The organism is Enterococcus sp. DIV0660C, assembly GCF_017316125.1.
Classification (GTDB): domain Bacteria; phylum Bacillota; class Bacilli; order Lactobacillales; family Enterococcaceae; genus Enterococcus_B.
In genome coordinates this window covers 24,817-38,280 of the sequence record NZ_JAFLWA010000045.1, presented here as the reverse complement: position 1 = coordinate 38,280, position 13,464 = coordinate 24,817, and the positions used below count along the sequence as shown (strand labels likewise).

The 13,464-nt window shown below is 35.5% G+C and carries 10 protein-coding genes and 1 pseudogene; 8 read left to right on the top strand and 3 right to left on the bottom strand.

Annotation, left to right across the window (positions count from 1 at the left end; all coding sequences use genetic code 11):
• Positions 1-1,170, bottom strand: a pseudogene (locus tag DOK81_RS11425) (glycoside hydrolase family 65 protein); the annotation flags it as partial.
• Between the two features lie 290 nt (positions 1,171-1,460).
• On the opposite strand from DOK81_RS11425, the gene DOK81_RS11420 reads away from it, so the two are divergent.
• The 3 genes from DOK81_RS11420 (at position 1,461) to DOK81_RS11410 (ending at position 5,207) form a co-directional block, all read left to right on the top strand.
• Positions 1,461-3,629: a PTS transporter subunit IIBC gene (locus tag DOK81_RS11420; protein WP_206910984.1), complete on the top strand. Its 2,169-nt coding sequence runs from the start codon at positions 1,461-1,463 to the stop codon at positions 3,627-3,629.
• A gap of 36 nt (positions 3,630-3,665) precedes the next feature.
• Positions 3,666-4,496: an endonuclease/exonuclease/phosphatase family protein gene (locus tag DOK81_RS11415; protein WP_206910983.1), complete on the top strand. Its 831-nt coding sequence runs from the start codon at positions 3,666-3,668 to the stop codon at positions 4,494-4,496.
• Positions 4,497-4,931: 435 nt separating this feature from the next.
• Entirely contained in the window at positions 4,932-5,207 is a 276-nt protein-coding gene (locus tag DOK81_RS11410) for a hypothetical protein (RefSeq protein ID WP_206910982.1), read from the top strand.
• Between the two features lie 186 nt (positions 5,208-5,393).
• Here the strand turns inward: DOK81_RS11410 and DOK81_RS11405 are convergent, their stop codons facing one another.
• Positions 5,394-7,073: a hypothetical protein gene (locus DOK81_RS11405; protein ID WP_242590014.1), complete on the bottom strand. Its 1,680-nt coding sequence runs from the start codon at positions 7,071-7,073 to the stop codon at positions 5,394-5,396.
• Positions 7,074-7,232: 159 nt separating this feature from the next.
• Between DOK81_RS11405 and DOK81_RS11400 the strand changes: the two genes are divergently transcribed.
• A complete protein-coding gene (locus DOK81_RS11400; RefSeq protein WP_206910981.1) occupies positions 7,233-8,387 on the top strand; it encodes a class C sortase in 1,155 nt (384 codons plus the stop codon).
• 158 nt (positions 8,388-8,545) lie between these two features.
• Entirely contained in the window at positions 8,546-10,060 is a 1,515-nt protein-coding gene (gene xylB / locus DOK81_RS11395; RefSeq protein WP_206910978.1) for a xylulokinase, read from the top strand.
• 93 nt (positions 10,061-10,153) lie between these two features.
• Here the strand turns inward: xylB and DOK81_RS11390 are convergent, their stop codons facing one another.
• Positions 10,154-10,627, bottom strand: coding sequence for a MerR family transcriptional regulator (locus DOK81_RS11390; protein WP_206910986.1), 474 nt, complete (start codon positions 10,625-10,627; stop codon positions 10,154-10,156).
• A 138-nt stretch (positions 10,628-10,765) separates the two neighbouring features.
• On the opposite strand from DOK81_RS11390, the gene DOK81_RS11385 reads away from it, so the two are divergent.
• The 3 genes from DOK81_RS11385 to DOK81_RS11375 all read left to right on the top strand — a co-directional run bounded on the left by DOK81_RS11385 (position 10,766) and on the right by DOK81_RS11375 (position 13,419).
• Positions 10,766-12,244: an MDR family MFS transporter gene (locus tag DOK81_RS11385; protein ID WP_206910976.1), complete on the top strand. Its 1,479-nt coding sequence runs from the start codon at positions 10,766-10,768 to the stop codon at positions 12,242-12,244.
• Positions 12,241-12,948: a DUF4811 domain-containing protein gene (locus DOK81_RS11380; RefSeq protein ID WP_206910974.1), complete on the top strand. Its 708-nt coding sequence runs from the start codon at positions 12,241-12,243 to the stop codon at positions 12,946-12,948. The genes DOK81_RS11385 and DOK81_RS11380 overlap by 4 nt, the downstream gene beginning before the upstream one ends.
• Positions 12,949-13,122: 174 nt before the next feature.
• On the top strand, positions 13,123-13,419 hold the full coding sequence (locus tag DOK81_RS11375; RefSeq protein ID WP_206910971.1) for a hypothetical protein: 297 nt from the start codon (positions 13,123-13,125) through the stop codon (positions 13,417-13,419).
• Positions 13,420-13,464: the final 45 nt, after the last annotated feature.

Genomic DNA, 13,464 nt, shown 5'->3' with positions numbered 1-13,464 from the left:
TGGTAATTGGTTGTGGCGGTATTTTAAAAGATTTTTTGTTACTTCTGGTTTGGCTAAAGCTAGATAAAGTGGTACGGCATAAGCTTCTGTGTCCCAATAAGTTGCGCCACCATATTTTTCACCAGTAAATCCTTTTGGTCCAATGTTCAATCGTTGATCTTCTCCATAATAAGTTGAGAATAGCTGGAAAAGATTGAAGCGAATTCCTTGTTGTGCTTCATCATCACCTTTGATGATAACATCCGCCAATTCCCAGCGTTTTGCCCAAGCTGCTGTTTGATCTGCTTTTTCTTGTGCATATGTTTGATCAAGCTGATTAAGCATCTCCATTGCTTGTTGAACTTGTTTTTCTTTTTCAACATCACGGCTAGTTAAAACAACGACTTCCTTATCAATCGTAAATGATTCACCAGCTTGTAAAGTCTTGGTAAATGTTGCAGATAAAGTCAATTCAGTTTCTTCATATGTTGGTACGGCTAGTTTACCGTCGATTAAATGGCGAACGGCAGAAGTAACGGCAAAAGTTTCAATTCCAAAGTTATTAGGGATTGTTTCAGTAGTTAAATAGCCGATACCATCTTTTGAACCAACGGCGATCGGTAGCCAAAAATGTTCTTCATAATTGCTGTCCTCATTTTGAACATCCCCGTCTAATTTTGAACGAAGATCAATTGTGCCTGTGCCTTCAAGCATTTCGACAGTTAAGTGGATAAATGCAGATTCTTTTTTAGAAATACTTAGAAAACGCTCAAAAGAAAAGCGTACTTTATTTGTGTCAGTAGTGATTGTAAATTGGCGTGATAATAGTCCGTTCCTCATATCTAATTCTAGATAAAAATCTTCTGGCTGGTGCGTTGCTAAGTCGACTGGTTGCTCATCGATAAATAAATCCATCGCGATAAAGTTCACAGCATTGATCACTTTACCAAAGTATTCTGGATAGCCGTTTTTCCACCAGCCAACTCGAGTTTTGTCTGGATACCAAACACCTGCAAGATAAGTTCCTTGATGGTGATCGCCAGAATAACTTTCTTCAAAGTTACCACGCATACCCATGTAGCCATTTCCGATACTTGTAAGGGATTCTTGTAGGCGTAGTTCATTTTTATTTAGTTGATTTGTTTTGATTTTCCATGGATCGATTTGAAAAAGACGTTTGATTTGTTTCATGATTTGCCTCCTAGTGAATTCATATTGATACGTTCATAATAAACGCAACCGATTGCGTTAGTCAATAAAAATAATTCAAGAAATCTTTTTATTTTGACTGAAGGATGATAAAAAGGATTAAATACTGATTGTTGTTGTTTTTCAAAAACTAACGTGATGTACAGAGAAAAATCAATATAAGAAGTAGGGAAAATTTTTTTGTCGTTGATTAAAAATAAAGCATTTACAAAAAATAAAACCCAAGCTATAATGACAATATAGCGAAACCGATTGCGTAAAGGAGAGAGAGCATGAAGAAATTATTTAGTTTTGAATTTTGGCAAAAATTCGGAAAAGCATTAATGGTTGTTGTTGCAGTTATGCCAGCTGCAGGGTTAATGATTAGTATTGGGAAATCACTGCCACTGATCAATCCAGATTTTGCACCGTTAGTTACAACAGGTGGTGTAGTTGAGAGCATTGGTTGGGCAATTATTGGTAATCTACATCTTTTATTTGCACTGGCTATTGGAGGCAGTTGGGCAAAAGATCGTGCAGGAGGAGCATTTGCCGCAGGGATCTCATTTGTATTAATCAATCGAATCACTGGAGCGATTTTTGGTGTTACTGCGGATATGTTAGCGAATGAAGAAGCATTTACGCATACCTTATTTGGTACGAAAATCATGGTTAAAGGATTCTTTACTAGTGTTTTAGAATCACCTGCTTTAAACATGGGCGTTTTTGTTGGGATTATCGCCGGATTTGTTGGGGCGATGGCTTACAATAAATATTACAATTATCGAAAATTACCTGATGCATTATCATTTTTCAATGGGAAACGTTTTGTACCATTTGTTGTAATTTTATGGTCTACAATTGTTGCTTTGATTCTTGCTGTTGTGTGGCCAAATATCCAAGCAGGAATTAATAACTTTGGTTTATGGATCGCTCAATCACAAGATAGTGCACCAATTTTAGCACCGTTCTTATACGGAACACTTGAACGCTTACTTTTACCTTTTGGGTTGCATCATATGTTAACGATTCCAATCAACTACACACAATTGGGTGGGACGTATGAAATTCTATCTGGTGCACAAGCTGGAACACAAGTATTTGGTCAAGATCCATTATGGCTTGCTTGGGCAACAGACTTGGTTAATCTTAAAGGTGCTGGCGACACATCACAATATGCCTTTGTATTGGAAAATTGGACACCTGCACGTTTTAAAGTTGGACAAATGATTGGTTCGTCTGGTATTTTAATGGGCTTAGCTTTAGCAATGTATCGTAATGTGGATGCTGACAAACGTTCAAAATATAAATCAATGTATTTCTCAGCAGCGTTGGCAGTTTTCTTGACAGGTGTGACAGAACCTCTTGAGTTTATGTTTATGTTTGCAGCAATGCCATTATATATCGTGTATTCTTTTATCCAAGGGGCAGCTTTTGCAATGGCAGATATCTTACCATTACGAGTACACTCTTTTGGGAATATTGAGTTATTGACACGAACACCACTAGCTATCAAAGCAGGTTTAGGTGGCGATTTACTTAACTTTGTTCTGTGTGTTGTAGTATTTGGTGTAGGAACTTATTTCTTATCAAACTTTTTAATCAAAAAATTCAATTTTGCGACACCTGGACGTAATGGAAACTATGATAATGATGGTGGCGATGCAACAGAGACAACAAATGCTGGTGAAGGCGTAGCAAGTGAACAAGTTATTCAAATTATTCATTTATTAGGTGGTAAAGAAAATATTAGTGAAGTAGACGCGTGTATGACTCGTTTACGTGTGAGCGTCAATGATCGTGAAAAAGTCGGTACAGAAGATGCTTGGAAACGTGCTGGAGCAATGGGATTGATTGTAAAAGATAATGGGGTGCAAGCTGTTTATGGACCAAAAGCGGATGTTTTGAAATCTGATATTGAAGATTTGTTGCAATCTGGTGCAGCTATTCCCTTGCCAAAAAATAACCTAGTAAGTTCAACAGAATCACAAACGACATTTTTAGGCAAAGAACAAGCGATTCATGCGGTAACAACAGGAAAGTTGATTGCACTTGAAGATGTTGATGATCCTGTGTTCTCACAAAAAATGATGGGTGAAGGATTAGCGATTGTCCCAACTCAAGAGACAGTGGTAGCACCAGTTGATGCGAAGATTATTAGTATTTTCCCAAGCAAGCATGCGATGGGCTTACAAACGGTAGATGGCATTGAAATTTTGATCCATATGGGAATCGATACGGTTGAGTTAACGGAATCGGCTTTTGAAGTTTTTGTTAAAGAAGGGCAAATAGTTACTGCAGGAACAAAACTTGCATCTATGAATTTAAATGTTATCGAAAAAGCTGGTAAAGAAACAACGATTATGGTTATTTTCACGAACAGTGATAAGGTTGAAACATTAGAAATCCCACGGTTTGGAAATGTGCAAGAGAATGAAGTCATTGGAACTATCCACATTTAAATTGAATACTTGTGAAATGAAAAAGGGGTCAGATAAATGAATTTGCTCACACTAAATACACATAGTTGGCTAGAAGATGAGGCGGAACGGAAGTTACAACAATTAGTTGAGAAAATTGTGGAAGCAGACTATGATATCATTGCATTGCAAGAAGTGAATCAACTAGTGGAGTCAGCTGTTGTTTCTCAGAGTGACCTTGTTAATTTTTGTTCAGTAAGTGGACAAAAAAGTATCCATGAAGATAATTTTGCCTATTGTTTAATCAAAAAATTAGCAATGGAAGGACGCTCCTATTATTGGAGTTGGGACATGAGTCATATTGGCTATGATATTTACGAAGAAGGAAATGCGCTACTTTCAAAAAATCCTTTGACAAGTGAGGCAATGATCGTATCTGAAACAAGTAACTATCAAGATTATCGAACGAGAAAGTTACTAATTGGCAATACGTTATTCCAAGGAAAAGAAATTTGTGTTGTAAGTACTCACTTTTCTTGGTGGCAGGATAAAAATTCCGGTTTTGCTTTTGAATGGCAACAGCTAGAACAACGATTATTAACGGAGAATAAGCCGCTTTTCTTACTTGGGGATTTTAATAATCCAGCGCAAGAAGCAGGTTACTTACTTGTTGAAAAAAGTCCACTTGCAATAATAGACAGCTATTCCACAGCGAAAACAAAGAATGGTGAAGCAACAGTAGAGCAAGCAATCGATGGGTGGAAAGAGAATACTCGGAAATTAAGAATTGATTATATTTTTGTTCCAGAAACTAGTATTGTTTATTCCCATCAAATTGTATTTGATGGAGAAAATGCTCCAATCATTAGTGATCACTTTGGAATTGAGATAGAAATCGCTAAATTTTAAACAAATACATGGTTGATGAAAAGATGACCAACTATTATGAAAACTACCGACTAGAAAATTTTAGTCGGTAGTTTTTTGTGATATTTTATTCATGATAACTGATTTTTTAAAAGACATTTATAGAGTGCAAAAATATGAATCATCTATAAACATAAAGATATTTCTTTTTTTGTGCATATGGATAAGTTTAATCTATAAAATGGAATACAGAGGTAAGCGCTCATTGTTGGAAAATACGTAGGACTCATGAATGCCAAATATCTCAATTTTTCTAGATCGTCCATAATTCATAAGAGATTCTATTGTTTTAACATTGGCAATATTTATTCTAAATAATAATGATTTTTTTCAAGTGAATACTAGTAGTCAACTAAAAAGAGGACAAGAATTTGAATGAAGAGGAGCTTTCATAAATCGGAAGAAGAGACATAGTGAATGCATGACCGATTGATTGCTACAGATACAAAAGGTAAAGTAAAATTTTATGTTCTGAAAACAGAAGAAACGATTGATGAATCATCTGAAGAGAACAAGGTAGAACAGAGTTCAGCTAGTTACCCGTCATCTAGTAAAGAAAAGTTGGTTGAAAGCGTAGAGAATCAATTCTTGGTATCTCTTGGAGAAAATGTTTATGTTGAATTGGTCGTGGCAGAAATCATCTTGATTATTATCACAGTTTTACTTGTTTTGGGAAAGAAACGAAGAAAGTAAACTAAAAGCTCATTCATCCACCTCTCGTTTCAGAATGAAAGAACTACTGTCACTTTTAAATGGTTCCTTTTTACTAAGTTAGATAATTTAAACAACAAGTCCCCTTACGGTAGTTGAGAAACATAACCATAAGGGGACTTGTTGAACTTATATGTGTGAATGACTTCTTGTTGAAGGGGACAATAACTACTTGAATAATTCCTTTTTTTTGCGCCAAAGCGTATATTTTTCATAAATAGGAGACAAAAATAGAATTCCCCAAGCGACAAGACAGATGACAAGAGAAACATAAAAATAGAACGGTGGAGAATAATGAATCGTCACTTTGTTAATACCTTTGTGCTGCTTGATAATGGGCGTGCCAATATCAGTTAATTGATAGTCTGTGATCGTATGGCCATTTCGAACTAATCTTGTTCGATCATAGACAATAATTGGTAGTTTGACTGTTTCGGTTCCCGTATTTTTCCATTTAACAGTTAAATCACCTTTTGAATAACTCTTGATATATTTTGTTTCATTATCTAGAATATCTTGACTATAACGATCATATTTATTTGCAGTTGTTGCTTGATAGATTGGTAGATAATCTGGTGTTGTTTTTTGAAAAGCAAACAAACTGGTTGCTAAATCTTTATTAAAAAATGTTTTTCTCGTGTCGGCTTGATTCTCAAATAAATAAGTATGTCTGCTGACAAATTTTGTTTGTTCCCACTGGGCTAAGTGGCTAGAGAGAGTTTGGACAGTTTGACCAGTACAAATAATCACTATAAATATACTGATTATCTTCAGCCATTTCTGAGAATGCCAATGGCTGGAGACCAATGCAAAGAGTAGCAAAAATAGTAGCGTGAAAGGCACAAAAAAACGAAAAGGAAATTGAATCAAACGAACAAAAGGGACACCTTTTGCTACCAATGTCGTCCAAGGCACCAAACTGGTTGAGAGAAGCAAGAAGAACAAGCTTGTTCCAAAGAGTAATTTCTCAAAGAGTGTTAGCTTTTTCCAGAATAAAATTAATAACAGAACGCCTATAGCTAAAATAATAGGAAAGATTCCTGGATAGCGTAGCCAATAACTTCCACCGAGATCAATCGCTTTTTCGCTCATGTTTTTATTAACGAATGGTGCTAAAATTTCATTTCCAGTATAGACAATTAGTAAACTAGCCCAAACGTTTGCAGTCAGGCAGAGGTAAAGTAAAATTGATTTTCCAAGTTGTATTAATTGACTTCCACGATTTGTTTGCGAAAAAAAGAAAGTGATATAAAAAGGTACATACATTAAAATAAGCATGATAGTTGAAAGTAAATGAATCTGGGTCATTATAGCTATAGAAACTGCTACTTTTTTCAAAGGAAACCTTTTGTTAACGACAAAATCAACGATGGGGAGTAAGCACAAAGGAAAAAACGCGGTTCCCCAGCTAGTAAATCCTTGATTGATTGCCCAATATTGTATGGAATAAGTACTCATAAAAATGACAGCAATCGGTATAGCAATCGAATCTTGGACTTTCGCATACTTCAATAAAACAATCATAGAGCAACCAGCTATCAAGTATAAAAGAAAATTAGAAAGTATTTGGTAATGAAACCAACTACCAGAGATCAGGACAAGTAGCCCTTGAAAATAAGCAAAAAATGGACCGTAAACAGCATTGACAATCCGACCACTTTGCTGGAAACCATAAATGGAAGTAAAGTAATGAAAGTTGTGATTTTTAATTTGCTGAGCTGTTTCGTAAAAGCGATTATAATGAAAAGAAGCATCTGCGCCAAGGATCAGTTTATGTGTAAATAAATGTGGAAGAACAAAAATAAGTGCAATCAAACTAATCACCATAAAAGGTCTGATTTTTTTCAAATAGAAAGCTCCTTTCAATTGGATGAATTAGTTATATGATAAAGCCAATTGAAAACGGAGGCAAGAATTTTGAAAGAAAATTGAAATTTCTTTCTATTATTGAAAAAGGTTACTAACTATGTAATGATAAATGAAAAGGGTACCAAAGGGGGCGGACATATGAAAAATGAAAAGCCATTTAAAAGGAAACAAAAGATTAGAACATTATTGTTAAAAATAACATTGTTATTCGTAATCCTCCTAGGATTACTGATTGCACTCTATCCTTTTTATGTTGATTCGCTGAATGGATTGATTGATCAAAAAAGAATTGAGCAGGCGCAGAAGAAATCAGTTGAAGAAACTGCTTCTTTACAACAAAAAATGACAATGGAAAATGAACGCTTACGAAAAAATGGGCTCAATCCTGGTTCTGACCCTTTTAATGATGAAAAAAAGGGAGAAAGTGTGCAGGCTGAATTAATTGGTAGCATCAATATTCCTAAAATCAATATCCATTTACCACTTTATGATGAAACAACTACTGATGTTTTAGAAATCGGTGCAGGCGTTTTACAAGGGACATCTTTTCCTACCGGTGGGAAATCGACGCATTCTGTTATTTCGGCACATTCGGGTTTACCCAATCGTCTGTTCTTTACTGATTTAGAAGAAATGAAAATTGGGGATCAGTTTATTTTGACAGTCTTAGATAAAAAATTAGCTTACCAAGTCGAGAACATTGAGGTGGTGACACCAGATGATACTTCTTCATTATCGATTCAAGAAGACAGAGATCTAGTTACATTGTTAACTTGTACACCATACATGGTTAATTCTCACCGTTTATTGGTTACGGGTTACCGTATTCCTTATAATGAATCCGTAAAAGTGAGTGAAATAAAAGGAAATCAATGGCGAATTTTGCGTTATGTTTTGATTTTGATTGGTGTGATTGTTGCCACACTATTTTTGATTTATTTGGTGTATCGTTTGATTTATCATCATCAATTAAGTCAAAAAACATTTGATTTTTCTTTTATTATACGTAACACATCCGAATTACCAGTAACAGGATCAACTTTTCGCTTAATGCAAAAAGGACGATTGGTTTTTAGAGAGGGTGAACCGATTGAATCAACAAGTAATCAGTTTGGTAAAGTAGAATTTAAACAATTGCCAGGCGGACAATATCAATTAGTTGATGTATCCCATAACAACGTCAAGATTAAGTTTGGTGTGAAAAAGAAAAAAGAGTCAGCTATGTTATTTATTAGTAGAAGAAAAAGAGTGAAACAACTAATAGTTGATAATCGAAAATTTATTGTTGAATAGAATCAAAAAAATGGGACAAATGATGCGTACATTGTTTGTTCCAGTTTTTTTGTAAAAAAATCTACTTTTTTGACACACAAAAATGAAAAAAGGCGTAACTACATGATGAAAGGAATTAAAATTGTTTGTTTGAGTGATCAGAGGAGGGAATGGATTTGATGGAATATGTGGTAGGAATTGATTTGGGGACTAGTTCACTAAAAGGAATCGTGACTAATAGAAGTGGAGAGGTCGTAGCCTGTGCAAGTGAGAGTTATTCTTTTTTTCAGAAAAAGACTGGCTGGAGTGAGCAAAATCCAGATGATTGGTTCCTTACTTTACAAAAAGTATTAAGAAGGTTTGTAGTGGAGATAGCAGATTTCAGTGAAAATCTAAAAGGAATAAGTTTTTCGGGGCAAATGCATAGTCTAGTTTTATTAGATGAACAAAAGCAGGTATTACGTCCAGCTATTTTGTGGAATGATGTTCGTACAAGTCTGGAGTGTGAACAGATTAAGGAAAGTTGTGGAGACCAGCTTTTAGAAATTACAAAAAACCAAGTTGTGGAAGGCTTTACTCTCCCAAAAATATTGTGGGTAAAGAAAAATGAACCAGAAATATGGTCGAAAGTTCGCCATATTTTATTACCTAAAGATTATTTGAGATATCGTTTGACTGGAAAAATAAACATGGATTTTTCAGATGCAGCAGGAACTTTGTTGTTGGATTTTGAACAACGATCTTGGTCAGAAGAAATTGCTGAAATCTTCGGCATTCCATCAATATATTTCCCGCCATTAGTCGAATCGACAAAGTGTGTAGGGATGTTGCTGCTTGAGTCTTTAGACGATGTGAGAATCAATCAAAAAGTAAAAGTTATGGCTGGAGCGGCAGACAATGCTTGTGCAGCGCTAAGTGCGGGGATTTTTTCTTCAGAAAAAGGGTTAGTGAGTATCGGTACTTCAGGTGTATTTTTGACTTGTGGTAAGAGTCAAAAACAAACTACTGGAAAACTTCATTGGTTTGATCATGCAGTTTCTGATAGCTATTATTTGATGGGTGTCACCTTGGCAGCAGGATATAGTTTGCAGTGGATGAAGCAAACATTTGCTCAAGAGAAGAGTTTTTCAGAAGCGCTATCTGAAATTGAACAGATTTCGCCAGGAGCGAATGGCTTGCTCTTTACACCATATATCATAGGAGAAAGGACACCTCATTCTGATGGCCACATTAGAGGGAGTTTTTTAGGGATTGATACGAAACATACATTTCCACATTTTATGCGTGCAGTGGTTGAAGGAATCACTTTTTCCTTGAAAGACATTCAATTATTGCTCGAAGAGATGCTACAACAAACATTTACTCAAGTTATTTCCGTTGGTGGAGGTGCAAAAAATAAAGAATGGGCACAAATCCAAGCTGATGTTTTTGATGTAGACATTTTTGGTCTGGCTGTTGAAGAAGGACCAAGTATGGGTGCTGCGATGATTGCGGCAGTAGGAGTCGGATGGTTTGATTCGCTGGAAAATTGTACAGAAATTTTTGTTAGTTATCATAAAGTAGCAACGCCAAATACTGATAATGTTCGAGTATATCAAAAAATTTATTCAATTTATCAACAAGTTTATGGACAGACGAAGGAACTGAGTCACCAGTTACGTGTATTTGATGAGGAAAAAGGGGGAAAAGAGTAAAAAAAAGAACCACTCACTTATTCTCAAAATAAATTGAGTCGAGGAAGAAAATGAGTGTTCCAAATTATTGAAATTTATTTTGAGTGGATAAGACTAAGCTTCTCTGACTAATTTCTTAATATCTACATTCTCAGCTATAGGGACGATTTTATACGTTAATTCATCTGTTTTATCATCATGAATAATGTAAATTTGGGAATCATCTTCTTTGAAATCTCCAAAAGAAATTGCTGTGTAGCGCTGATCGAACAACTCGATTTCTTTGATACATTTTGAAAAAACTTTGCGAACATGGTGCATTTTTTGGATATGAGCAGTTGCTTTTTCAACAGCTTTTGTCAACGTATATCCTTCGTCCAGATACTGTTTGATGATTTCAACCTTAACAACTGTAGGCAATCGATATTTTCTTGGTCCGTTGGAATCGGTTTCGACAGATTGAATAAAACCTTTCTTTTCCCAATAACGCAATTGACGTGGAGAAACACCAACAAGTTCACTAAGTTCACTGATACCAACAAGCAAATGATCATTTTTTAATAGTTCTTTGAGGTGGTTATGAATCACTTTTGTCACTCCTTTTGACCTTCTTCTTTCTTTAATTATACTTTTGTTGACTTTTGTGTCAAGTAGGTTGACAAACTATCTGATTAGGAATAAAGTATTCTAGTGATTTCGCAAAAATAATTAGAAAGAAGGAGACACATGAGTAAAAAACAGCCCGTAGATATTTACGGCAAACCATATAACCGCTCATTACTAGTGGTTGTTTTACTAATTGGTACCTTTTGTACCGTATTGAATCAAACGCTGTTGACAACAGCTTTTCCTACGTTAATGAAAGCTTTTGATATCACAGCTTCAGATGTACAGTGGTTAACAACAGGATTTTTATTAGTGAATGGGATCATGATCCCTATTACCGCTTGGTTGATTAACAAGTTCAGCTCACGCAGTTTATATCTTTCAGCAATGACGGTATTTTTAATTGGAACAATTACTTGCTATATCGCACCTAATTTTTCTACCTTATTGATTGGCCGTTTGATTCAAGCTGCAGGTGTTGGTGTTTCAATGCCATTATTGCAAAATATTATGTTATCGATATTCCCGCCAGAAAAAAGAGGTTCTGCGATGGGAATGTCTGGAATTGTGATTGGACTTGCACCAGCATTAGGCCCAACGTTATCTGGTTACATCATTGATAATTATCAATGGCGTGATTTGTTTGGGATGATTATTCCAATCGTTGTATTAGTTTTAGTGTTGGCAATCTTCTTGATGAAGAGCGTGATTCCGTTGTCAAATCCAAGTATTGATTTACTTTCAGCAATATTATCAACAATCGGATTTGGTAGCTTACTTTATGGATTTTCTAGTGTAGGCAACGAAGGTTGGGGAAGTGTCCAAGTAATTGGCTTCTTGATTGTTGGGGTTCTTTTTATTATCTTATTCTCATTACGTCAGTTGCGTCTAGAACATCCTTTCTTGGAACTTCGGGTCTTTAAATCAACAACATTTACTATTGCAGCTATTTTAGCTGGAGTAACCAATATGGCGATGGTTGGCGCGGAAATGGTTGTTCCTTTGTATATTCAAAATATTCGTGGAGAGTCAGCCTTTCATTCAGGATTGATGTTACTTCCAGGTGCATTGATCATGGGGGCAATGATGCCAATCACTGGGATGATTTTTGACAAACATGGTGCAAAACGTTTAGCTATTACAGGTATGTTTATTTTAACTGCCGCTACTGCACCATTTGCATTTTTAACAGAAACAACACCAGTCGTTTATATCGTGCTTTTATACGCGATTCGGATGTTTGGGATCTCAATGGTTATGATGCCAGTTACAACTTCAGGTATGAATGCTTTACCAAATAATTTGATTAGTCATGGTACGGCGGTCAATAATACTTTCCGTCAAATTGCTAGTTCAATCGGTACGGCAATTTTGATTAGTGTATTGACCAATGTTACAAAAGACAATTTACCTGACAAAGAAATATTAAAAGCAACACCATTGGCTTATAAAGACCAAGCAATCAATGCAACTTTATCTGGCTATCATGCTGCATTTGTAGTAGCGATTATTTTTGGGATCATTGGCTTTGTTATTGCTTTCTTCTTAAAGAAAAAAGAACCACTTAAAGAACTTTCAGTGAAGGGGGATCAAGCATGATAATTGGTATTTTGATTATTAGTTTAGTTGCCTTTGCTTTGATTAATGTTTTTGCCAAAAAAGCATGGCAAACAGTCCTTTCATTGATCTTTGGTGCCGTTTTTGTTGGAGCTTTAGGATTGATTGTAGCGAATATTTCTAACCATTTTGGGATGGAAAGAGTGACGGAAACAACAACGAAAAAAATCGTTTCTAGCGCTGATTCAGGTGCCAATCTGTTACTTTATAAAGAACTTGGTGATGGAACTGAAAAGATTTACTTGTATAAGACCAAAGAAAGTCAGAAAAAACCAACAGCTACTGGAACTGACAATGTAACGAACAAAGTGGAGTCAACTACTGGAGCTGCAGAAAAAGTCACAAAAACGACTTATTGGGTATACAAGAATGATCATTATAAATTTTGGTTTAATATAGCTGATAATAATCATGAGTTTGATAAACGTGTGAATACATTTAAATTACCAAAGGACTGGATTACTTTAAATACAGATCAAGCAGAAAAATTAGCAAAACTTTCCAAAGAACGTCAAAGTACTATGGAAAGTGAAGCAAAAGCTTATGTACAGGACGGCTTAAAGCAAGCAATGATGGAGAATCCACAAATGAGTCAATCTGAGCAAGAAGCGCTAATCAAAAAATTAACAGCTGCTTATCAACAAGAAGCGTTTACCAAATTGATTCAAGAAGTGAAAGAAAAATAGATGCTAGAAACAGTTGTTTGACCAACTGTTTGAAAAATAGACTAGGACCTGTAAAGGTTCTAGTCTATTTTTTTGAATAATTGTAGGAACATTTCTAACATGTTAAACTGGTGGAGGATAGCGCTTTCTTTTTGTGGCATGGGAGACATCTTAAAAAGGATTGGAGGAGTAGAAATGAAAGAGCAAGTACCGAAAGCAATAAAAGTGGAAAATGTAGCCAATATTTTGAAAGTAGATTTTGATAATGGTCAGACAAAATACTTAAAATCACACTGGGTTGAAGACCTCGGAGATGCATTCAAATTAAACAGCAAAGGAGCACGCAAAAATCTTTTAGGAATGCCAGCAAATATGTGGATTGGGAGTAAAACTGAAATTGAATTAGATGGAACGGTCGTGCTGAACGAAACCGATCGATATACTTCAGAAGAACTTTGGTATAAGGGACAAGATAGTATACCAAAGCTGTAAGTAGCTAAAACGGAAATAAAAAGCAGCTGAAATCATTAGTGATTT

Bases quoted from the DNA above. Each gene is read 5' to 3' on its own strand.
- DOK81_RS11385 (WP_206910976.1), top strand. From the start codon at position 10,766: ATGAGTAAAAAACAGCCCGTAGATATTTACGGCAAACCATATAACCGC.
- DOK81_RS11375 (WP_206910971.1), top strand. From the start codon at position 13,123: ATGAAAGAGCAAGTACCGAAAGCAATAAAAGTGGAAAATGTAGCCAAT.
- DOK81_RS11415 (WP_206910983.1), top strand. From the start codon at position 3,666: ATGAATTTGCTCACACTAAATACACATAGTTGGCTAGAAGATGAGGCG.
- DOK81_RS11410 (WP_206910982.1), top strand. From the start codon at position 4,932: ATGCATGACCGATTGATTGCTACAGATACAAAAGGTAAAGTAAAATTT.
- DOK81_RS11380 (WP_206910974.1), top strand. From the start codon at position 12,241: ATGATAATTGGTATTTTGATTATTAGTTTAGTTGCCTTTGCTTTGATT.
- DOK81_RS11420 (WP_206910984.1), top strand. From the start codon at position 1,461: ATGAAGAAATTATTTAGTTTTGAATTTTGGCAAAAATTCGGAAAAGCA.
- xylB (WP_206910978.1), top strand. From the start codon at position 8,546: ATGGAATATGTGGTAGGAATTGATTTGGGGACTAGTTCACTAAAAGGA.
- DOK81_RS11400 (WP_206910981.1), top strand. From the start codon at position 7,233: ATGAAAAATGAAAAGCCATTTAAAAGGAAACAAAAGATTAGAACATTA.